The organism is Microbacterium suwonense, from assembly GCF_030296555.1.
Lineage (GTDB): Bacteria > Actinomycetota > Actinomycetes > Actinomycetales > Microbacteriaceae > Microbacterium > Microbacterium suwonense.
The window spans coordinates 2,948,385-2,970,139 of record NZ_AP027728.1; the positions used below are offsets into that span (position 1 = coordinate 2,948,385).

19 protein-coding genes and 3 pseudogenes are annotated in these 21,755 nt (G+C 65.8%); 11 read left to right on the plus strand and 11 right to left on the minus strand.

The annotated features are described in order from the left end of the window. Window positions 1–34 precede the first annotated feature (34 nt). Both QUE33_RS14710 and QUE33_RS14715 read right to left on the minus strand, forming a co-directional pair. Complete coding sequence (locus tag QUE33_RS14710) at window positions 35–280, minus strand: DUF2795 domain-containing protein (protein WP_286300987.1); 246 nt, start codon at window positions 278–280, stop codon at window positions 35–37. Between the two features lie 22 nt (window positions 281–302). Further along, complete coding sequence (locus tag QUE33_RS14715; RefSeq protein WP_286300989.1) at window positions 303–725, minus strand: Hsp20/alpha crystallin family protein; 423 nt, start codon at window positions 723–725, stop codon at window positions 303–305. Window positions 726–852: 127 nt separating this feature from the next. On the opposite strand from QUE33_RS14715, the gene QUE33_RS14720 reads away from it, so the two are divergent. Beyond that, complete coding sequence (locus QUE33_RS14720; RefSeq protein ID WP_286300990.1) at window positions 853–1,170, plus strand: MerR family transcriptional regulator; 318 nt, start codon at window positions 853–855, stop codon at window positions 1,168–1,170. Window positions 1,171–1,254: 84 nt separating this feature from the next. After that, window positions 1,255–2,972 (plus strand): annotated as a pseudogene (locus QUE33_RS14725) (cation:proton antiporter). Between the two features lie 215 nt (window positions 2,973–3,187). On the opposite strand, the gene QUE33_RS14730 reads toward QUE33_RS14725, so the two are convergent. After that, on the minus strand, window positions 3,188–4,636 hold the full coding sequence (locus QUE33_RS14730; protein ID WP_378761034.1) for a dicarboxylate/amino acid:cation symporter: 1,449 nt from the start codon (window positions 4,634–4,636) through the stop codon (window positions 3,188–3,190). 165 nt (window positions 4,637–4,801) lie between these two features. Continuing rightward, window positions 4,802–5,005, minus strand: a complete 204-nt coding sequence (locus QUE33_RS14735) for a helix-turn-helix domain-containing protein (RefSeq protein ID WP_286300992.1) — start codon at window positions 5,003–5,005, stop codon at window positions 4,802–4,804. Window positions 5,006–5,165: 160 nt separating this feature from the next. Between QUE33_RS14735 and QUE33_RS14740 the strand changes: the two genes are divergently transcribed. The 3 genes from QUE33_RS14740 to QUE33_RS14750 all read left to right on the plus strand — a co-directional run bounded on the left by QUE33_RS14740 (window position 5,166) and on the right by QUE33_RS14750 (window position 11,635). Continuing rightward, window positions 5,166–10,106, plus strand: a complete 4,941-nt coding sequence (locus tag QUE33_RS14740) for a type ISP restriction/modification enzyme (protein WP_286300994.1) — start codon at window positions 5,166–5,168, stop codon at window positions 10,104–10,106. Between the two features lie 33 nt (window positions 10,107–10,139). Further along, window positions 10,140–11,306: a TRAFAC clade GTPase domain-containing protein gene (locus tag QUE33_RS14745; RefSeq protein WP_286300996.1), complete on the plus strand. Its 1,167-nt coding sequence runs from the start codon at window positions 10,140–10,142 to the stop codon at window positions 11,304–11,306. A 92-nt stretch (window positions 11,307–11,398) separates the two neighbouring features. Continuing rightward, complete coding sequence (locus QUE33_RS14750; protein WP_286300997.1) at window positions 11,399–11,635, plus strand: hypothetical protein; 237 nt, start codon at window positions 11,399–11,401, stop codon at window positions 11,633–11,635. 199 nt (window positions 11,636–11,834) lie between these two features. On the opposite strand, the gene QUE33_RS14755 is transcribed toward QUE33_RS14750, so the two are convergent. From QUE33_RS14755 to QUE33_RS14765, 3 genes are read right to left on the minus strand one after another with little or no spacing between them, the layout of a single operon-like run. Continuing rightward, window positions 11,835–12,140 carry a hypothetical protein gene (locus QUE33_RS14755; RefSeq protein ID WP_286300999.1) on the minus strand — a complete coding sequence of 102 codons (306 nt, stop codon included), beginning with the start codon at window positions 12,138–12,140 and terminating at the stop codon, window positions 11,835–11,837. A 25-nt stretch (window positions 12,141–12,165) separates the two neighbouring features. Then, window positions 12,166–12,378, minus strand: a complete 213-nt coding sequence (locus QUE33_RS14760) for a hypothetical protein (protein WP_286301000.1) — start codon at window positions 12,376–12,378, stop codon at window positions 12,166–12,168. Between the two features lie 10 nt (window positions 12,379–12,388). Beyond that, window positions 12,389–12,601: a hypothetical protein gene (locus QUE33_RS14765; protein ID WP_286301001.1), complete on the minus strand. Its 213-nt coding sequence runs from the start codon at window positions 12,599–12,601 to the stop codon at window positions 12,389–12,391. Window positions 12,602–12,697: 96 nt separating this feature from the next. Here QUE33_RS14765 and QUE33_RS14770 point away from each other — a divergent pair, with 96 nt between their 5' ends. Together QUE33_RS14770 and QUE33_RS14775 are read left to right on the plus strand one after the other, a co-directional pair. After that, window positions 12,698–14,248: an HNH endonuclease signature motif containing protein gene (locus QUE33_RS14770; protein ID WP_286301002.1), complete on the plus strand. Its 1,551-nt coding sequence runs from the start codon at window positions 12,698–12,700 to the stop codon at window positions 14,246–14,248. Window positions 14,249–14,423: 175 nt separating this feature from the next. Then, window positions 14,424–14,747 carry a YbjQ family protein gene (locus QUE33_RS14775; protein WP_286301004.1) on the plus strand — a complete coding sequence of 108 codons (324 nt, stop codon included), beginning with the start codon at window positions 14,424–14,426 and terminating at the stop codon, window positions 14,745–14,747. A gap of 129 nt (window positions 14,748–14,876) precedes the next feature. Here the strand turns inward: QUE33_RS14775 and QUE33_RS14780 are convergent, their stop codons facing one another. From QUE33_RS14780 to QUE33_RS14790, 3 genes are read right to left on the minus strand one after another with little or no spacing between them, the layout of a single operon-like run. Then, window positions 14,877–15,116 carry a helix-turn-helix domain-containing protein gene (locus QUE33_RS14780; protein ID WP_286301006.1) on the minus strand — a complete coding sequence of 80 codons (240 nt, stop codon included), beginning with the start codon at window positions 15,114–15,116 and terminating at the stop codon, window positions 14,877–14,879. Further along, the gene (locus QUE33_RS14785) at window positions 15,113–15,847 is read right to left on the minus strand and encodes a hypothetical protein (protein WP_286301007.1); all 735 of its coding nucleotides are present in this window, start codon (window positions 15,845–15,847) and stop codon (window positions 15,113–15,115) included. The genes QUE33_RS14780 and QUE33_RS14785 overlap by 4 nt, the downstream gene beginning before the upstream one ends. Further along, window positions 15,847–16,572, minus strand: coding sequence for a hypothetical protein (locus QUE33_RS14790; RefSeq protein WP_286301008.1), 726 nt, complete (start codon window positions 16,570–16,572; stop codon window positions 15,847–15,849). The genes QUE33_RS14785 and QUE33_RS14790 overlap by 1 nt, the downstream gene beginning before the upstream one ends. 216 nt (window positions 16,573–16,788) lie before the next feature. Here QUE33_RS14790 and QUE33_RS14795 point away from each other — a divergent pair. After that, window positions 16,789–19,315, plus strand: a pseudogene (locus QUE33_RS14795) (ATP-dependent Clp protease ATP-binding subunit). Window positions 19,316–19,523: 208 nt separating this feature from the next. Here the strand turns inward: QUE33_RS14795 and QUE33_RS14800 are convergent. Further along, a complete protein-coding gene (locus tag QUE33_RS14800) occupies window positions 19,524–19,880 on the minus strand; it encodes a hypothetical protein (protein ID WP_286301010.1) in 357 nt (118 codons plus the stop codon). A gap of 83 nt (window positions 19,881–19,963) precedes the next feature. On the opposite strand from QUE33_RS14800, the pseudogene QUE33_RS14805 reads away from it, so the two are divergent. From QUE33_RS14805 to QUE33_RS14815, 3 genes and pseudogenes are all read left to right on the plus strand, one after another. Next, window positions 19,964–20,465 (plus strand): annotated as a pseudogene (locus tag QUE33_RS14805) (amino-acid N-acetyltransferase). 18 nt (window positions 20,466–20,483) lie between these two features. Further along, window positions 20,484–21,137, plus strand: a complete 654-nt coding sequence (locus QUE33_RS14810) for a hypothetical protein (protein ID WP_286301012.1) — start codon at window positions 20,484–20,486, stop codon at window positions 21,135–21,137. A 195-nt stretch (window positions 21,138–21,332) separates the two neighbouring features. Continuing rightward, entirely contained in the window at window positions 21,333–21,755 is a 423-nt protein-coding gene (locus QUE33_RS14815; protein ID WP_286301014.1) for a dehydrogenase, read from the plus strand.

A 21,755-nucleotide genomic window follows, 5' to 3' on the forward strand; every position in this document is an offset into this window, starting at 1 on the left:
GACAGTGGTCCGCGGCCCTGAGGCCCGTCTGCGATCACGCGGCGATCATGGCCGGCTCGCGCTCGCTGGTCGTGTGCGCGAGCAGGTTGCGCTCCACCTCCCAGGCGGAGTCGTAGGTGAGCGGGGGCAGCGATCCGATCATCGCGAGCTCGTCCGCGCCGAGGCCGTCGCGCCGCGCCTCGCGCAGCAGATCGTCGTCGGTCGCCGGGTACTCCATGCCGAGCAGGAATGCATTCAGCATGGGGGTGATCGCGGCGGCTCCGCTGCGTTCTGCGATCATCTCTGTCACCTTCTTCCGAGGCTCAGGCGTCGATCGCCTGGTGGGTGTCGGCGGATTCGACGGTGATCTTGCGCGGCATGGCGCGTTCGCTGACGGGGATGATCACCGTCAGCACGCCGCTCTCGTAGGAGGCGCTGATCTGGTCGAGGTCGACGCCGTCGCCGAGCGTGAACTGCCGCAGCAGCGATCCGCCGCCGCGCTCGCGTGCGATCCAGCGCACGCCTTCGCGCGTGTCGGCGGTGCGCTGCGCACGGATGCTGAGCTGGCTGCCGTCGAGATCCACGTCGATGGATCCCGGGTCGACGCCCGGCATGTCGGCGTGCAGGATGTACCGATCGCCTTCACGGTAGAGGTCGACCGGCATGGAACGGGGTGCTCGAACGGAGTCGAACACGGATGCCGCGAAGCGATCCAACTGGCTGAAGGGGTCGAATGTCAGGGTCATGTGCTTTCTCCTTCCGTGCGTGGCCGTGATCTACGGCCTTCGGGATGCATTATCTGCATCTGATAATGTAGATTTGTTATAGGGCAGTTCTAGAAGATCTGCAAGTGTAACTAAGGAAATTCTCAGGATGGTGAATCAGAACTCTCGTACTCCGCTGTACAGCATCGCCGTCGCGGCACAGCTGCTCGACATGCCGGTGGCCACACTGCGCCTGTTCGAGAGCCGAGGTCTGCTCACTCCGTCGCGGACAGAAGGCGGAACACGGCGCTACAGCGATGACGACATCCATCGGCTCCGTCGAGTCTCGGGACTGCGCGACGAGGGGATCAACATCGTCGGCATCCGTCGAGTGCTGGAGCTGGAAGACGAGAACACCGACCTGAGATCCGAACTGGATCGCCGCGACGACGCGGGAGGAGCCGACGGGACGGACGGGGCGGGCTGATCGGACGCGCTGACAGGCTGATCCGCCCTCGCCGACGGGCTGATCGGTCCTCGCCGACGGGCTGCGCTCCATTAGGATTTTCAGATGGATGCCAGCATCTTCTTCGTCATCGTCGGTGCGGTCGCCGTGGCAGCTGTCGCGCGTTGGCGCGGCTGGCCGGCACCCCTCCTGGTCACGGTGGTGGCGCTCGCGGCATCCTTCCTCGACTTCGTGCCCAACCCCTCGATGGACGGGCACGTGCTGCTGAACCTCGTGCTGCCGCCGCTGCTGTACTCGGCCGCGCTCGATGTCTCATTCGTGAGCTTCACGCGTGCGATGCCGCAGATCCGGCGGCTGGGGATCGGCCTGGTGGTCGTCACCACCGTCGTGGTCGGACTGGTGGCCTGGTTGCTGATGCCGGAGCTGACCCTGCCGGGGGCGCTGCTGCTGGGGGCGATCGTCGCTCCGCCGGATGCCGTGTCGGCGGCGGCCATCGGCCGCAAGCTGGGTCTGCCTCGGCGGGTGATGACGGTGCTCTCGGGGAGAGCCTGATCAACGACGCCACCTCGCTCACGCTGTACCGGGTGCTGGCCGCCGCGGTGGTCGCCGGCTCCACGACCTTCAACCTCGGTTCGGCGATCTGGCAGTTCGTGGTCGCCGTCTTCATGGGCGTGCTGATCGGCGTGCTGTTCGGCGCGGCCATGCATCAGCTGCGCATGCGCAGCGATGATCCGGTGATCACCGGTACCTTCGGGCTGCTCGCACCGTTCGGTGCGTACGCGATCGCCGAGGAGCTGGGCGGCTCGGGTGTGCTCGCGGTCGTGGCCATGGGCCTCTTCGTCGGCTTCAACGCCCCGCGAACCAGCTACACCACCCGTCAGCAGGAGGCTCCGCTGTGGCTGTCGGCCGACTTCCTGCTGGAATCGTTCGTGTTCGCCTACATCGGTCTGCAGCTGCCGCGAGTGGTCTCCGAGCTTAACGACGGCGAGGTCGGTCCGGTGATCGGGCTGTCGGGCGTGGTGCTGCTGGTCGTGCTGCTCGTGCGCCCGCTGTTCGTGTACCCGGCGAACGCGTGGGGACAGTGGTGGACTCGCATGCGGCTGCGCAAGTGGGAGCAGATGAAGCTCAGGGGCGCGTCGGCGCCCGTCAGCAGAACACGTCGCGGGCGTGAGGAGCTTACCGACCAGCAGCTGCGCCAGCGTCTTTCCGAGACCAAGCTGTCGTGGCGTGACAACGCCGTGATCTCCTGGGCGGGCATGAGGGGCGTGGTCACCCTGGCGACAGCGCTCGCCGCATCGGATCTGGCGCGGCTGGACGAGCGGGCCGCGCACGCGCTGGTCGTGGTCGCCTTCGTCGTCACGGTCGGCACACTGCTGCTGCAGGGGCTGACTCTGCCGTGGGTGATCCGCTGGCTCAAGGTGATCGACGGCAGCGAGGCGCAGGAGGATGCCAGGCAGATGGCTGCGGTTCGGGAGCGCAGCCGCGAGGCGGGCAAGGCATACCTGAGAGACAAGCGCACCGAGTGGGCGCAGGAGCGCGGCGAGGGAGCGCTGCGTGAGTTCGACCTGTTCGCGAAGCGCTTGGTTCGGGTGGAGCTGGATGCCGAGACCGCGCAGATCGATCTGCAGCAGCCGCGGATGACGCAGGACGACCTGATGGCGATGTCGAAGGGCTGGCTGGCCGTGCGCCGGCAGCTGCTGCTCGAGGAACGCGATGCCGGGAACCTCAGCGAGGAGGTCATGCACGAGCTCATCACGGCGATCGACGCCGAGGAGCTCGCGCTGGACACCCGCGTCGCCACCCGCGGGCAGAGCCGCCCGTAGGCGGGGCCCGGGGCGCGGGCCCGGATTTCGGCACCGGGGTGCCCGGGTTTCGGTACCGGGGTGCCCGCCGCCCCTGCTCAGCTACGCCGCCCCTGCTGATTCACGTGAACCAGTAGGGGCGGCGTAGCCCAGTAGGGGCGGCGTTCACGAGGCTGGAGACGCGAGAGCGCCCCACCCGAAAAGGGGTGGGGCGCTCGGTGGGAGAGCGGATGCTGTCAGTGCGCGACCGCGGGCTCCTTGTCGGACTCCGGCTCGGCGGTATCCGTCTGCTCGGCATCCGTGTTCCCGGCATCCGTGTCGTCGAGATCCTCCGCGAAGGGGAGGCCGTTGCGGGGAGCGTTGTAGAGCTCCTCGTCGAGGATTCCTTCGCGCTTGGCGACAATGGTGGGAACCAGCGCCTGGCCCGCGACGTTCAGTGCGGTGCGGCCCATGTCGAGGATCGGGTCGATAGCCAGCAGCAGGCCGACGCCCTCGAGGGGCAGGCCCAGGGTCGACAGGGTGAGGGTGAGCATGACGATCGCGCCGGTCGTCCCAGCAGTGGCGGCGGAGCCGACGACCGACACAATGACGATCAGCAGATACTGCACGAGATTCAGGTCGATGCCGAAGAACTGTGCGACGAAGATCGCTGCGATGGCCGGGTAGATGGCCGCGCAGCCGTCCATCTTGGTGGTCGCGCCGAGCGGCACGGCGAAGGAGGCGTAGCCGCCGGGCACGCCGAGGTTGCGCTCGGTGACGCGCTCGGTGAGGGGCAGGGTGCCGATCGAGGAGCGGCTGACGAAGCCGAGCTGCACCGCCGGCCACACGCCCGAGAAGTACTGCTTGATGGAGAGCCCGTGCGTCTTCACCAGGATCGGGTAGACGACGAACAATACCAGGGCCAGGCCGATGTAGATGGCGCCGGCGAACCAGGCGAGCGAGGTGAGCTTGTCCCAGCCGTACTTGACCACGGCCGAGCCGATCAAACCGAAGGTGCCGATCGGGGCGATGCGGATGATCCACCACAGCACGCGCTGGATGATCTTCAGCAGCGACTCGGTGAAGGCCAGGAACGGCTCGGCGCGCTTGCCAGCCTTCAGCGCCGCGATGCCGACGACGGCGGCGACGACGATCACCTGCAGGATGTTGAAGCCGACGCCCGACGTCACGATCTGCGCGTCGGCGTCGAATGAGCTGTTGACGGTGAGGCCGAGGAAGTTCTGCGGGATGAGTCCGAGCAGGAAGTTCCACCAGGTGCCCACGGTGTAGGGCGCACCGGTCTCGAGACCTTCGCCGGCCTTCGCGCCCGGCTGGATGACCAGACCCAGCACGATGCCGATCGACACGGCGATGAACGCGGTGATCGCGAACCACAGGAGCGTCTGGCCGGCCAGGCGCGCGGCGTTCTGCACGCGGCGCAGGTTCGAGATGCTCGCGACGATGGCAGTGAAGATCAGCGGCACGACCGCGGCGCGCAGCAGTGTGACGTACGAGCTGCCGATGCGATCGAGCGTGTCGGAGAGCACAGTGTGCTCGGTGCCGCTCGCTCCGAGCGAGACGGCGATCAGGCCCACGGCGATGCCGAGGACGAGGGATGCGAGGATCTGGAACCCGAAGGAGGTCAGGAGCTTCCGGACCGGTCCTCGGGTGTCAGGCGCCTTCTGGGCGCGGGCTGTGCTGCTCACGGGGACTCCATGTCTACGCGCGCACGGTGCGCGCCACGTGGATCAACGTTAAGAGGACTCCGATGCTCCGTGGCGGACATGACGAAGGATGACGGATGCCGTGGGTGGGCCGCCTCGAGGCGCGGGGAGCGTCGCCGATGACGTCACGAAGCGAGGCGGCGACGGTCAGGCCGTGCGGCGGCGGCCGTCGGATGCGTTGGCCGGGAACATCTCCAGCGTGAGGTCCGTGAGGAAGTAGTCGATCGGCGTGCGCATTGCGACGGCGATGCGCAACAGGGTGTGGATGCTCGGCATCGCGCGGCCGGATTCGTATGCCCGGATATTGGACGAGTCGATGCCGCTTCGCGAAGCCAAATCGTCCTGAGTCATCGTCGAGGACTCGCGTGCGCCGCGAATGCGACCCCCGATGTGCACAGCAGCAGGGGAGGGGACGCGAGGCATTCCTCAAGCGTCTGGAATGTCCGTGACTTGTGCCAGGGTTAACAAACCCGGGTACAAGTACCGCCCGGGGTTTCCCTGGGAGGTGCAGATGGCCGTCGAGCCACTGGTTGCGGAAGAACTCGACGCGCTCCTTGCGGAGTTCCGCGGACTTGCGGACAGCAAGCGCATGGTCGGCAACTATCTGGAGCAGCTCGCGCGCCACTATCTGACCGTCGAGCCACTGTGGGCGGATCAGCTGGGGGCGGTGTGGCTGTGGAAGGACTGGCCTGGCCGCGATGGTCGCCCGGACACGGGCATCGATCTGGTCGCCGAGATCCAGGGTGGCGGGTTGCTGGCCATACAGGTCAAGTTCTTCGCTGAGACCCATCGGATGCAGAAGGGCGACCTCGACTCGTTCTTCGAGGCGATGGGCAAGGAGCCCTTCACCGAGGGCCTTGTCATCGACACGACCAGTGCGCCGTGGTCTTCGAACGCCGAGGAGGCGCTGAAGAACCGTACGAAGCCGGTGCGTCGGGTATCGCTCGCGGAGCTGCGGCACAGTTCCATCGACTGGTCGACATACGAGCTGCTCAAGCCCGAGGTGGCGCCCGAGCGCCATGCGCTCAAGACGTTGCGTGCCCACCAGCACGAGGCCGTGCACGCTGTGATGGAGGGCCTCAAGCCGGGCAGCGGCCAGGATCGCGGCAAGCTCATCATGGCCTGCGGCACGGGCAAGACCTTCACTGCGCTCAAGCTCGCCGAGCGGTGGACGAACGAGATCGCCGGCGGCGCCGCAACTGTGCTGTTCATGGTGCCGTCGTTGGCGCTGCTGCAGCAGTCACTCGACGAGTGGTCGCGTGAGCGTGACCCGGAACTGGGCTTCCGTGCATTCGCGGTCGGGTCCGACACCAACATCGGTCGTCGCAAGAACGACGATCTCACCAGCATCCTCATGGAGGATCTCGGGGCGCCGGCGACGACTGATGGCCCGACGCTCGCGAAGCTGCTCGGCGATGTCGACGAGGAGCACGAAGGACTCACTGTCGTCTTCTCGACCTACCAGTCGATCGAGGCGGTCTCCGAGGCGCAGCGCCTGCGCGGCGACACGTTCGATCTCGTCATCTGCGATGAGGCGCACCGGACGACCGGCGTGACACTCGCGGACGAGAGCGAGTCGCACTTCGTCAAGGTGCACGACAACACGGTGATTCCGGCATCCGCCCGCGTCTACATGACCGCGACTCCGCGTATCTTCGCGCCGGAGGTCAAGAATGCGGCGTCCCAGAAATCGGCCGAGCTCGTGTCGATGGACGACGAGGAGCTGTTCGGGCCGGTGCTGTACCGGATCGGCTTCGACGAAGCCGTGCGCAAGGGGCTGCTCACCGACTACAAGGTCGTGGTGCTCGGCATCAGCGAGGACGAGATCGTCGAGACGCTGCAGCAGGAGCTCGCCTCCGAGGGGCGCGAACTGGTTGTGACCGACGTCGCCAAGCTCATCGGCTGCTGGAACGCCCTGGCCAAGCGCAACGCGGGTGCGATCGCCGAGGGCTTCGGCACGGATGTCGCGCCGATGCGCCGGGCAGTCGCGTTCGCGAAGGACATCAAGACGTCGAAGGGTGTCGCGAGCGACTTCACCGCGCTCGTCGAGGGACACCTCTCGAACATCACCAACGACGACGAGACCGATGACCTGACCGTCGAGGCGGAGCACGTCGACGGCACCATGAACGCCACTCAGCGCGGGGAGTTGCTGGATTGGCTGAAGGCCGCACCGGAAGAGGACCAGTACGGTCGACCGGTCGCGCGCGTGCTCACGAATGCGCGTTGCCTCAGCGAGGGTGTGGACGTACCAAGTCTGGATGCGGTGCTGTTCCTCAGCCCGCGCAAGAGCCAGGTCGACGTGGTGCAGGCCGTGGGGCGCGTGATGCGCCGGTCGCCGGGCAAAAACCTCGGCTACATCGTGCTGCCGATCGCGATTCCCGCGGGCGTCTCGCCCGAGGAGGCGCTCAACGACAACGAGCGCTACAAGGTCGTCTGGCAGGTGCTTCAGGCGCTACGTGCACACGACGAGCGGCTGGATGCCGCGATCAACCAGGCGACGTTCACGGGGAAGCTCCCCGAGCAGGTCGTGATCGAGCGGGTCCCGCTTACCTCGACGAAGAAGCGCGACGGGTCTGCGTTCGACTCCGAACGGGATCACGCGGAGAAGCCCGACTCGGGCGAGCAGTCCGGCCCGTCGCACCTTGCGCCGACTCTTCCCGGGCTGACCTCGACGGCGGATGCCTGGAAGGACTCGGTCTACGCCAAGCTCGTCGCCAAGGTCGGCGACCGCATGTACTGGGACGACTGGGCCGGCGACATTGCTCTGATCGCTCAGCGTTTCATCGCTCTGATCACCGCGCACGTCAATGCTGAAGGCGCCGACCGAGCGGCGTTCGAGGGATTCGCGAAGGCGCTGCGTGCCACGGTGAATCCCGAGGTCACCGAAGCCGAGGCGATCGAACTGCTGGCGCAGCACCTGATCACCAAGCCGGTATTCGAGGCGATGTTCCCCGAGGGATCCTTCGCACAGGACAACCCGGTGTCGACGGCGATGGAGCAGGTGCTCGCGACGTTCGCCGAGAACTCCGCCTTCGCCCGTGAGCGCGAGCCGCTCGACACCTTCTACGCCAAGGTCACCGAGCGTATCCGCGGGCTGGACTCCGTGCGAGCCAAGCAGCAGATGCTGGTCACGCTCTACGACAAGTTCTTCACCAAGGCGTTCCCGCTGCTCGCTGACCGCATGGGCATCGTCTTCACCCCGGTCGAGGTGGTCGACTACATCCTTCGCTCAGCGGACGCCGTACTGCACCAGCACTTCGGTAAGCGGCTCAGTGATGAGGGTGTGAACATCCTCGAGCCGTTCGTCGGGACGGGCACCTTCCTGACTCGACTGATGCAGACCGGGCTGATCAAGCCGGAGGACCTGACGCGCAAGTACACGCAGGAGCTTTTCGCCAACGAGATCGTGCTGCTGAGCTACTACATCGCCGCGGTGAACATTGAGAGCGTGTATCGCGAGTTGTGCGCCGAGCACGGAGTCGAGCCGGTGGATGGTGGATTCCCGGGGATCTCGCTGACGGATACCTTCGCGATGGACGAGCGGGACAGTCAGCTGGCCGGTGGGGTGTTCCCGGAGAATACCGCGCGGCTGGAGAAGCAACGGGCGACGAAGGTGGACGTCATCGTGATGAATCCGCCTTACCGCGCGGGACAGTCGAGCGCGAATGATGGAGCGCAGAACGCAAAGTATTCGAAGACGGATGCGCGGATCGCGGAGACGTACGCGAAGCGGTCAACCGCTTCGAACAAGAACGGGCTCTACGACTCGTATTACCGCGCACTCCGTTGGGCGACCGAACGCTTGGGAGACCAGGGAGTGCTCGCCTTCGTCTCGAACTCCGGATTCATCGATGGAGGCACGGCTGCAGGGGTGCGTTTGAGTTGGGCCGATGAGTTCAGCGACATCATTGTCTACAACCTGCGCGGGAACGCCCGCAACATAGGTGAAGCGCGAAGACGGGAGGCTGGGAACGTCTTCGGTGAAGGCACGCAGACCGGTATCGCTCTTACGATCCTCGTCAAGGACTCCACGCAAGCAGCGCCGGCGCGGGTCCATTACGCGGACATTGGCGACTACTTGAGCCGCGAGGAAAAGCTGGACCAGATACGGGTCGACGCCTCTGTCGATGCCACAGCCTTCCAGTTGCTGTCCCCTAATGAAGAGGGCGACTGGATCAATCAGCGTGACGAACGTTTCGCGCAGTGGCGGGCGCTCGGGGTGAAGGCAACGAAGGGGCAAGCCGAAACTGTCGGGGTATTCCGGGATTTCTCTAACGGAGTGAAGACGAACCGGGACGCTTGGACATTCAACTTCTCGCTAGCATCACTTCGGGATGGCGTCCGAGTGCATGTGAATCATCTGAATTTGGAGCGGGGGAGGGTCTGGGATTTGATCCGCGCTGGCGATTCGCGCGCTCCCGAGCAGATTCTGTTTCGAGACTCCACTAAGGGAACATGGTCGTCCTCGAATATCGCAGACCTGAAGCGTAATCGTGACACAGTAATAGACGCGGCAGGGTTCCGATCGGCGGTGTATCGACCATTCATGAAGCAGCACGTCTACCTCGATGGCGCAGGCAAGCTCACCGAGAGGCTCTACCAGATACCGAAGCTGTGGCCGGCTGCGAGCCTTTCAAACGTCGCGATCAGCGTCGACGCGGGCAGCGGGACTCCGCTCCTTGTTGATAATGTTCCTGATCTCCACGTCAACGGTGACGCCCAGGTCTTCCCCCGTTACACATGGGAACCGGCATCCGCACCCGACGGCGCTCTCAACCTCGACGCGCTCGCGGCATCCGATTCGGACGAGATCGTCGACGGCTACCGCCGCATCGACAACATCACCGACGCCACTCTCGCCACCTACCGTGAGGTCCACGGCGGCGCCGTCACGAAGGACGACATCTTTTACAGCATCTACGCGTTGCTGCATCACCCGACCTATCGGGAGAGGTATGCCGCCGATCTGCAGAAGATGCTCCCGCATATCCCGCAGGTGGAGGGCTTCATCGAATACGCGCGCATCGGCCGCGCCCTCGCCGACCTCCATGTCGATTACGAGTCCGTCAAGCAGCATCCGCTGGGGGAGGAACTCTCGCTCACCGCGCCCGAAGACGCTTACGAGCGATACCGCATCGACAAGCTCTCGTGGATCTCGCGCAAGGACCACACGGCGATCCGCTACAACTCGCATCTGACGATCACCGGAATCCCGGAAGATGAGGCGCTCTACAAGGTCGGTGGCCGCAGCCCGCTCGAATGGGTGATCGACCGGTACAAGGTGACGACCGACAAGAAGTCCGGCATCGTCAACGACCCGAACGCGTGGCTGCGTGAGCACGAGAATCCGCGCTATGTCGTCGATCTCATCCGCTCGCTCGTCACGGTCAGTCTGGAGACCCAGCGGCTGATCGCCGAGTTGCCCGCGTTCGAGGTGATTGAGAACTGACAGAATGAGTCACAGACGGATGGAGCCGCGCAGATGAAGAATATGGTCGACCAGCACATCGCCGTGTTCGGTGAGAGCGGCAGTGGCAAGACCGTGCTGCTCTCATCCTTTTATGGTCCCACGCAGGAGAAGGGGTTCGCCGAACGCAACCGCTTCAACGTCGTCGCGGAGAGCCAGACGCAGGCGGTTTCGCTGTACCAGAACTATGTCGGTATGAGGGACTCCCGCATCCTGCCCGAACCCACACAGTTCCGCTCCACGGCATATTCTTTCCTGCTCAAGATGGCTGTGAGAACGCCCGGGGCGCAGAAGAACAAACCGTCGCACGACATGATGCGGGTCGTCTGGCACGACTACCCTGGCGAGTGGTTCGAGAAGGATGTCTCGGGCGAAGAGGCGGATCGGCGGGTCGAAGGGTTCCGGGAACTCCTCGGCTCTGATGTCGCCATCCTTCTCGTAGACGCGCAGCGCCTGATCGACAACGCAGGTCAGGAGCATGCCTATCTCAAGTCGCTGTTCTTCAACTACCGCCAAGGGTTCGAAGCGTTGAAGGACAGTATCCTCGATGACGGTTCACCGCTCACGCGTTTTCCTCGTATCTGGATGATCGCGCTTTCCAAGGCGGACCTTCTCCCCGATCTCGACGTCCACGCCCTCAAAGACCTGGTCATCGGCAAGGCTGGCGCGGATCTCGCTCGGCTCAACGAAACGATCTCCTCTATGGTTCAAGCGCCCGACGCACTCTCTGTCGGCGATGATTTCCTGCTCCTGTCGTCGGCGAAGTTCACCCCGGAGGAGATTCGACTGGAAGACCGCATCGGCCTCGACCTGATCCTGCCGATCGCGTCGGTTCTGCCGTATGAGAGGCACTTGCGCTGGGTGAACGCGAAGCAGCTGCCGGTCGAGGTCGGCAAGCGCCTGCTCAGCAGTGCGGATGCCCTGGCTGGTGTTCTCGGCGGAGTGCTCGGTTTGCTGGCACGGCGCGCTCCGGTCAGGATCCGCCCCGTGGTCGGGCTCGTTGCCGGTTTCCTCTCGAAGGACAAGGTTGAGCAGTTCGTCGAGATGGGACGGGACAGGCTCGAAGAAGTCGAGCGGACCGCCGTCGAGAAGCGCGAGTACCTCATCGCAACTTTGGCGAAGTTTCGTATCGACCTCCAGGCGGGCGAAGCGGACGATGTGCTGCTGCGAAGCCTGCGATGAGATTCATCTGGGCGACCCGCGGTCGCTCCTGGGGATTCACCTTCCTGTCGGACGGAGGTTTTCAGGATCCGCTTCGTGCTTATGAGCAGGTGATGTCCGTCCTGGACGGCGCGGCGAGCGGCTGTGTGCGGGCTGGCGATGCTGTGGCGCTGAAGTTTGGTGATCCAGATCAGCGTCGTGATCGGGCTGGCCGACTCATCCCGCACTCCTTCGTTCTCTACGACGACCTTGCTCAGCGCGTTGCCACGGTCGAGGACGGGATGCGTGAGGTCTGGCCGCTGGTCTCTGAACGCTACGCCGAGGTGTGGGAGAAACCGACTGCGCCGTGACTCGTGGCCCCGTGGCAAGCACTGGCAGATGGAGTCATTAGCGATAATGAGAGTCGTGAACTCACACAGATCGCGACGATCCTCGACGTGCCTGTGCCGGAGGAGATTGCGTGCGACGCGGCTGCGGAGTCATCCCGTAGGGTCGTGGGTTACCCACCCGCTCAGAAGCTGCGTGGGAACAGCAGCGCACCAGCCCTTGCTACCGGTGCGCAGTCCCCGTACCTATGCGGATGCCGTGCCCACCCGCGTCATCCTGATCGACGGCAACCGCTTGGCGCGGCTGATGATCCGGTATGGCGTCGGCGTGCAGGTACATGAGACGTTCAGGGCGATTGAGATCGACGAAGATTTCTTCGCATGAAGCTTCACCTTCATCCACATTGGACGCGGTGAATTCGGCCTCGGCATCCGCTCCTGCCGCTCGCGCAGCATCCCTCATCTTCTTGAGAACAGCCGCGGCCGCGCGGTAGTTGCTCTTGTCGGTGACCTCGAGCGTCTGCAGCACGATCTCCCGATAGACGGGCAGCGTGTCAGTAGGCCGCTTCGCGATCCACCACGAACGTGACGAGCTTCTGATCCCAGCCGCGTCCGTCGAGCGCGATGCCGATGTGCGCGTCGGCGACGGCATCCGTGTGCAGTCCCGCCTCTTCGAGGTCGGTGTCGGCGATCGCGGCTCGGTGCTGCGCGATGCTCCGCCTGGGTGAGTGGGGGAGCCGTCGTGCGCACCGCTTGGCCGTACGCATCGAGCAGCGTTCACACCAGGCCGCCCTGCATCCCCGACGAGTCATCGGATCTCAGGGTTGCGTGGGTCGCAAGGATGATCGCCCGCTCGATCATGGGAATGAGCGCGGGGGTCGCAGCCGGCTGAGCCTCGAGAAGACCGACGGTGTCGCACGCGTCGGAGGCGTAGCTGTTCGCCTGCCAGTGGTCGTAGAAGCGTCGACTCGGCGTGAGGTCGCGGTTCACGATCGCCAGCAGATCGGCAGGATCATCGGATGGATGAGTTATCCACAGATTAACGAAACTATCTTCGAATGTCGGTGGTGTCTGAGAGTATGAAGTATGGCTGATTTCACCGATGTTGCAGCGCTGATCCCCACACTCAGCGCTCACCTCTCCGACGCCGGTGACGCGGAACTCGCCCGCGCGTCGATGATGTCGATGACGGATGCCGAGATCGTCGCGGTTCTCCGGGAGACGGCGTCCCTGGCGCGGGAGGTCGATCAGATCCAGGTGCTGGCGGCGGGCATCGCCGCAGTGCGGTCGAAGCGCGAGCACGGGCACTCCGGGCTCTCGCAGTCGCGTGGGCATCGCTCGGCTGCCGCGCTCATCCAGGACATGACCGGATCGACCAGGGCTGACGCCAACCGCAAGGTGCGGGTGGGGGAGTCGGTGATAGACGACACGGATGCGGCGAGCTCGTCCGGCGATGCGCGGGCGAGCGCGCAGCCGACTGCAGCGGAGCCCTGGTACCAGCCCCTGCGCGACGCACTGCGTGACAGCCGCCTGACGTCCTCGCAGTTCGATGCGATTCAGCGCGGGTTGGGTGATCCGCCGGAGGTGGACGATCGGGCGGACATGGATGCCGGTGCGACGGATGCTGGTGCGACGGATGCCGACGCGGTGGATGCTGAGACGGTGGATGCTGAGAGCACCCACATGCGCGATGCCGGGCGTGCGGCCTGGCGGCAGGCGGCGGAGCAGCTCATCGGTGAAGCCGCCGAGCGCACGGTCGAAGAACTGTGGCAGGCGGCGCGGACGATCCGCGACCTGCTCGATCCGGAGGGGGCCGAGGCGCGGTTCCTCGACAGGTTCGAGAAGCGCTCCTTTCGCACGTACCGGGGGCAGGACGGGCAGAAGCGCGCGAGCATGGTGCTCGATGACGAGGGTGATCTGTTCATCGAGACCGTGCTCGGGTCGGCGCTGAGGCCGCGACGCGGTGGTCCACGATTCGTGGATCCCGCAGAGAAGCAGCAGGCCGCCTCTCTGGTGGATGACCAGCGAACCAACGACCAGCTCGCCTACGACTTGATCATGGACGTGTTGCGCGCCGGTGTGCTCGCCGATGCCGAGAGTGTGTTCGGCACTCGTCAGGCCGGCGTGCGACTTGTGCAGGTTGTGGATGCAGACGGCGCTGGGGCGCCGGTCGCTCACAGCGAGGACCATCTGATTTCACTGCCTGGCTCGGTCGCGGCGCAGCACATCTGCGACAGCGGAACGGTCACGGTCACCGTCGACTCCTGCGGCAACGCGCTGGACGTGGGGCGCGAGCAGCGACTGTTCACGCCGAAGCAGCGCATCGCGTTCGCGATCCGAGATGGCGGATGCCGTTGGCGCGGCTGCGACCGCCCGGCCTCCTACTGCGAAGCGCATCACATCGATGAATGGATGCGAGATCGGGGAAGAACCGACATCGATCGCGGCATTCTGCTGTGCCGATATCACCACATGACGCTCCATCACGGCAGGTGGCGGATCACCCGCGACGGCAAAGACGACTTCGTCCTGCACCACAGGTCAGGTGAGGCGTTCCCCATGCGACCGCGCGCGGCATTGAGCTGTGCATGGGGTGGGATCGATCCGCCACCGAAGCGCTTCAGACCTGCGGCATGAACCGCCGGTCGCGCGCCGGTTGGGTGCGTTCTGGCCCGTGCGGTGGTGTGCACCATGACCTGCGCGCGGTGGTGTGCACCATGACCTGCGCGCGGTGGTGTGCACCCTGATCTGCGCGCGGTCGTGTGCATCGTGAATCGCGGGACGGGCGCGTCACATCTGCGATGATTCCACCATGTTCATGGTGACGACCAACGATGTCCCCGGCTACCGCATCACCCAGGTGCTCGGCGAGGTGATGGGCATCACCGTGCGCGCGGCGGACTTCGGCCGCAGCATCACCGCGGGCTTCCGCTCACTCGGCGGCGGCGAGATCCCCGAGTACACGCAGATCATGTACGACAGCCGTCAGGTGGTGATGCAGCGAATGTGGGCCGAAGCGCAGGCGCGCGGCGCCAATGCCGTCATCGCCATGCGCTTCGACACCGGTGCCATCGGCACGTACAGCGAGGTGTGCGGCTACGGCACCGCCGTCATCATCGAACCCCTGCCGGCCTGAACCCCGCACCCCGCCAGCGGCACACCACCCGCGGAGGTGTCAACCGCTCGCTCGCTGGAATCGCGCAGACTCGCGCCCTGCTGCTCCACTTGTGAGGTGAGCGCCGAGAGGCAGAGGGCCGGCTTCTGCTCACTCCCGAGGCGCGAGCACCAGCAGCTCGCCGACCTCGCAACCCAGCGCCTCGCAGATCGCCCGCAGAGTGGAGTAGCGGATCGCCCGCGCCCGATCGTTCTTCAGCACCGACAGGTTCACGATGCTCACGCCCACCCGCGCGCTCAGCTCGGTCAGCGTCATGTTCCGCTCGGCGAGCAGCTCGTCCAGACGGCAGTGGATGCCGGTGAACTCGTCCTCCGCTTCGGCCGGACTCACACCAGTCCCTCCGTTTCCCGCTGCAGCTGTGCTCCGTACCGGAAGATCGCAGCAAGGGCGAGCAGGCCGAGCGCGACCGCGAACGGCCACACCGGCGGCTGGAACACATAGGGCACGGTCACTCCCGGTGTCCATTCGAGCGCTCGAGCTGCGAGTGTCATCCCGATCGTCGTGGCGACATCCGCGACGAGCCCCGCACCCAGCGTGACGAGAGCGGCCCGAGTGAATGTGCGGTGCACCGAGGGATGAAACGGCTCGCGCTGACTCGCCAGCAATGCGGCCGTGTAGATCGACCAGGCGACCGCGATGGTCGCCAGGAAGGTGAACACCGCAGCCAGGAACAACGCGAGTCTCGGGGTGTGCGGCAGGTAGTTGATCGCACCCTTGCAGTATGAGAGCGCACCTTCGGCAGCGGGTGACCCCTCGACGAACGAGCCGTCCACGTCGCACGCGGGACTCTGCAAAGAGCCCAGATGATCGTCCACCCACGTGCGCATATTGTCATTGAGCCACGTCGGCTGCGCGACGAACTGATTGATGCCGCCGAAGATGAGCCCGACGAGCGACAGTCCGATGACGATGCCGGCGAGACTGCGCGTGACGCTGAGCGCGAGCGTATCGCTGCCGCGACGCCGTGCCCACCAGATCCCGAGTCCCACGACGACCCCGAGACCCGCCAGCCAGGCGAACGACTGCAGCAACCCCGGCCAGAGCTCATCAGAAGTCCACATCAGACCAGTCCTTCCGTATCATTCTGCATCCGGGTGCCGAGCTGGAACGCCCCGGCGAGAAGCCCGATCACCAGACCCCACCCGATCGGGGAGAGATCGATCGCGACCGCCAGCGAAGCGAACACGACGTCCTCCGATGCGCCGGCATTGAGAAATGCCGCGGCCTCCGCGCGTGCGATCCCTGCGGCCAGCTGGCCGAACAGGCCGCACACCATCACGGCGGATGCGACGACGACGAGCGCGAGAGGGAATCGGCGTGCGAACGGGCGCCCGTGCAGCATCCCGATCGCCAGCCAGACGGCGGTGGCGCACACGACCAGCACCAGCAGGATCGGCAGCAGATCCGCGGTCAGCAGCCAGGCCGATACGCTCGCCGGGGCATCGTCGATCGTCACGTCCACGGCGGTGGAACTTGCCCATTCGATCTGGGGGAGCGCCATCAGCGCATCCTCGACCTGTGCCACGCGTCGAGCCATGTTGTAGACCGTGACCGAACCGGGAGAGAGCGAACCGAAGAGCGTGTCGACCGCGTTGCCCAGAGCGACCACGCCGACGAACACCGCCCCACCCGCCACGAACGCGGTGCCGATGCGGTCCGACTTCGCCATGCCCTCGATCGATACCGGAGCGCGCCTCAGCAGCAGCACCATCGACCCAGCTCCGGCGCCGGCGCCGAGGAGCAGGCTGGCGACCACGATGATGTCCCCCGGCGTGAGATTCCACATGACAGCCCTCTCTTATCGATATTCGTTGTTATCGATGGTCGTTAACATAACGACAGTCGATATGGCGAGTCAAGAGGGCGGGGCCGTAAGGCCCGGACGATGAGTCGGCGCACGCTATGCCGACGGCGAACACGGGCATCCGTCGCCGTCGTGGTCGTTACGCTCGATGTACAAGGCGCCACCGCCGCTTCGCCCCGCGCGAAAGGAAGTCACAGCATGTTCGAGAGATTCACGGACCGAGCCCGTCGAGTTGTCGTCCTCGCCCAAGAAGAGGCGAAGATGCTCAACCACAACTACATCGGTACCGAGCACATCCTGCTCGGCCTGATCCACGAGGGCGAGGGTGTCGCAGCGAAGGCGCTCGAGAGCCTGGGCATCTCCCTCGACGCTGTGCGCGAGCAGGTGCAGGACATCATCGGTCAGGGTCAGCAGCAGCCGACAGGCCACATCCCGTTCACCCCGCGCGCCAAGAAGGTGCTCGAGCTGAGCCTGCGCGAGGCACTGCAGCTCGGCCACAACTACATCGGCACCGAGCACATCCTGCTCGGCCTGATCCGCGAGGGCGAGGGCGTCGCGGCCCAGGTGCTCGTCAAGCTCGGCGCCGACCTGAACAAGGTGCGCCAGCAGGTCATCCAGCTGCTCTCCGGTGCTCCCGGGCGTGAGACGGCCGCCGTCGGCGCGCAGGCGAACGACGGTCCGGCCTCCGCACAGGGCGGCTCGCAGGTGCTCGATCAGTTCGGCCGCAACCTCACCCAGGCCGCCCGTGATGGCAAGCTCGACCCGGTCATCGGCCGCGAGAAGGAGGCCGAGCGGGTCATGCAGATCCTCTCGCGCCGCTCCAAGAACAACCCCGTCCTGATCGGCGAGCCCGGCGTCGGCAAGACCGCCGTCGTCGAGGGGCTCGCCCAGGCGATCGTCAAGGGCGACGTGCCCGAGACGCTCAAGGACAAGCAGCTCTACTCGCTCGACCTCGGCTCGCTGATCGCCGGCTCCCGTTACCGCGGCGACTTCGAGGAGCGCCTGAAGAAGGTCACCAAGGAGATCCGCACCCGCGGCGACATCATCGTCTTCATCGACGAGATCCACACCCTGGTGGGTGCGGGTGCCGCCGAGGGCGCGATCGACGCGGCCAGCATCCTCAAGCCGCTGCTCGCCCGCGGTGAGCTGCAGACGATCGGCGCGACCACGCTGGACGAGTACCGCAAGTACTTCGAGAAGGATGCCGCACTCGAGCGTCGCTTCCAGCCCGTGCAGGTGCACGAGCCGACGCTGCCGCACGCGATCAACATCCTGAAGGGTCTGCGCGACCGCTACGAGGCGCACCACAAGGTGCAGATCACTGACGGTGCTCTCGTCGCTGCAGCGAACCTGGCCGACCGCTACGTGTCCGACCGGTTCCTGCCCGACAAGGCCATCGACCTGATCGACGAGGCGGGGGCGCGTCTGCGCCTGAGCATCCTCTCCTCGCCGCCCGAGCTGCGCGAGTTCGACGAGCGGATCGCCAAGGTCCGCGAGGACAAGGAGACCGCCAGCGAGGAGCAGGACTTCGAGAAGGCCGCGTCGCTGCGCGACCAGGAGAAGGAGCTGCTCGGCGAGCGGCTGCGCCTGGAGAAGCAGTGGCGCGCCGGAGACGTCTCCGGCCCGGCGGTCGTCGATGAGGGGCTGATCGCCGAGGTGCTCGCCCAGGCCACCGGCATCCCGGTCTTCAAGCTCACCGAGGAGGAGTCCAGCCGCCTCGTGTTCATGGAGCGGGCACTGCACCAGCGCGTCATCGGCCAGGAGGAGGCCATCGCCGCCCTCTCGCGCACGATCCGTCGCCAGCGTGCGGGGCTCAAGGACCCGAAGCGCCCCTCGGGCTCGTTCATCTTCGCCGGCCCCACCGGCGTCGGAAAGACCGAGCTGGCCAAGGCGCTCGCCGAGTTCCTGTTCGACGACGAGGCCGCGCTGATCTCCCTCGACATGTCGGAGTTCGGTGAGAAGCACACCGTCTCGCGCCTGTTCGGAGCCCCTCCCGGGTTCGTCGGGTTCGAAGAGGGCGGCCAGCTCACCGAGAAGGTGCGTCGCAAGCCGTTCTCGGTGGTGCTGTTCGACGAGATCGAGAAGGCCCACCCCGACATCTTCAACTCGCTGCTGCAGATCCTCGAAGAGGGCGCCTGACCGACGGTCAGGGCCGCATCGTCGACTTCAAGAACACCGTGATCATCATGACGACCAACCTCGGCTCGTCGGCGATCGCCGGTGGCCCGGTCGGCTTCCAGATCGAGGAAACTCGCAGACCACCTACGAGCGGATGAAGGGCAAGGTCGACGAAGAGCTCAAGCGCCACTTCAAGCCCGAGTTCCTCAACCGTCTCGATGACATCATCGTGTTCCCGCAGCTGAACAAGGATGAGCTGCGGCAGATCGTCGGCCTGTTCACCAAGCAGCTGGCCGATCGTCTGCTCGACCGCGACATGACGGTGGAGCTGTCGGACACCGCGAAGGACAAGCTGATCGACATCGGCTTCGACCCCTCGCTCGGCGCCCGTCCGCTGCGCCGCGCCATGCAGCGCGAGATCGAGGACATGCTCAGCGAGAAGATCCTGCACGGCGAGCTCAACAGCGGCGACCACGTGAAGGTCGACGTCGTCGACGGTGCGTTCACCTTCGACGCCGCACCGCGCGGAGAGAAGGTGTCGGTCGGCATCAACACCGGCGGCGGCATCTCGGGCACACCCGATCTGGCGGTCGCCAGCGGCGACTGACCGGTGCGTCAGACAGGGGCGCGGATGCTTCGGCATCCGCGCCCCTTCTGCGTCGTGCGGCGTGCCGTCCGGCACCACCCCGGCTCGCTTCACGTGACGCAGATGGCGGCATCAGGCGAGCGGATGCCGCGATTCGAGCCACCTGAGCGCAGAAGGAGCGCGGAAGGAGCCCGGTGACGAGCGCTGCGGGGAGAGCACTGGGAGCGGGTCACCCGGCGGCGAGGAACCACCAGATGCAAGCAGCGCTCGCCACGGCCGTCGCGAATGGGCCGATGATGTTCACCAGCGGGGTTCCCATCCCCGCAGAGCGAGCACGAAGGGCGATCGCCCCGTCGATCGCCTGGACGATCAGCATCGCGACGGCGATCGCCAGCAGCCATCCGTCGAACCGCCCGCACAGCGGGACGATCGCGAGCAGGAACAGCGCCAGGCTGCGCGCGGTCGTGTACTGCGCGATCACGCGGGTCTTCGGGTCGGTGCTGCGCATCTCCACCGCCGAGAAGAACAGGCTGGGCGCGGTGCTGATCAGCGTCACGATCGCCAGTACGAGGTAGGGCGCGTTCATACGCGAACTGTAGACCCGGCGGTGACCGAGCGGAAGGGCGAGTCTGCAGAAGAGCCCCCGCCGACGAGTCCTAGTCTGGAACGGTGACCGAGTACACCATCCGCGCAGCCCGCACCGCCGACATCTCCGGCATCCATGCGCTTCTGGAGCCGCTGGTCGAGCGACGTATCCTGCTCGGCAAGGATCTGGCGGTGCTGTACGGCGCGGTGCAGGAGTTCGTCGTCGCCGAGGTGGCGGGCGAACTGGTCGGATGCGGGGCCCTGCACGTCATGTGGGAGGACCTCGGAGAGGTGCGCACCCTGCTCGTGCGCGACGACCATCTGAATCACGGCATCGGGCGTGCGATCGTCGAAGGCCTCGAGCTGCGAGCCCGGGAGCTGGGCCTGTCGCGGCTGTTCTGCCTGACTTTCGAGACCGGCTTCTTCATCCGCCGTGGATTCGAGCCGATCGGCGAGCACATCGTCGACCCCGACGTGTACTCCCGCGCTGCGCAGCGGCGACGCGGGTGTGGAGGAGTTCCTCGACCTGGCGCACGTCAAGCCGAACACGCTCGGGAACACCCGGATGCTCAAGCACCTGAGCTGACTCGCCTAGCCTGGAATCATGCCCCGTCAGTCCGCCGCCGTCTACCGTCGCCGGCGGCTCGCCGTGCTCCTGGTGCTCATCCTGCTGATCGCCCTCATCGCAGGTGGGGTGTGGCTGGCGGTGGCCCAGCCGTGGAGCACCGCCGCCGATCCCACGCCGTCCGCCTCGGCACCGGCATCCGATACGCCGACTGCGGGCGCGACGGACGCGCCCGCCACCCCGTCGGACTCGCCGAGCCCGGATCCGTCCGAGACTCCGGGCATCGTCGCCTGCGAGGTGGGGGATGTCGAGGTGACGGCGGTGACGGATGCCGACACCTATGCCGCCGGGGTGCTGCCGAAGCTGTCGATCACCCTCACCAGCAAGAGCGATCACGACTGCACGCTGAACGTCGGATCGAGCACGCAGAAGTTCACGGTGACGAGTGGAAAGGACGTCTGGTGGCGCTCGACCGACTGCCAGACCGAGCCCAGCGATCAGATCGCGACGCTCAAGGCGGGATCGACGGTGAGCACCAAGAATCCGGTGGTGTGGGACCGCACGCGGTCGTCAGTGGACACCTGCGATCAGAAGAATCGTGCTCGCGCGCCGGGTGGTGGTGCGTCGTATCACGTCAGCGTATCGATCGGCGGATTCGACAGCGTCGCCTCGAGGCAGATCATCCTGCGCTGAGTCATCGGACAACCAGTATTTTGGGATACCATAGAACGAGGTTGTCCGTTCTGAGCGGTGAAGCCATCCCCAGTGGTGTCGTATCAGCGTCCCCAGCGCTTCGACACTCGCCGCGGAGACAACCGGAGGACCCTCTCGAATACTCCAGTCCCCACTGGATGATTCGAGAGGGTCCCACTCTCTTAAGCTGGATGCATGGCGAAGAAGAGGGCGGGCGCGAAGCGCCCCAGTCCCGGGGATTTCCGCTCGGAGGCGCTGGCTCAGGCGCTGGAGAAGCAGGACATGGCGGCGGTGGCGCTGGCGTTGCGCAACGGCAACACCGTGGTGCCGCTGATCAAGCCTGGTCCGCGTGATAATCCGCTCGATGGCGGCGAGGTGTGGACCTATCGCGATCCGACCACCGGCGATGTCGCGCTGCTGCTGTTCAGCGACGCCAAGAACAAGCCGGCGAACCTGCCTCCCGGCGTGGGGATCTACTCCCCGGCCTGGCTGAAGTCCTTTCTCGTCGCGCACCGCGACACCATCACCACCGTGTTCCTCGACATTGCAGGGCCGCACCCCATGCAGGCTCCGCCCGCCGAGCTGCTGAAGGCATTGGAGGTCTCGTCCGGATCCTGA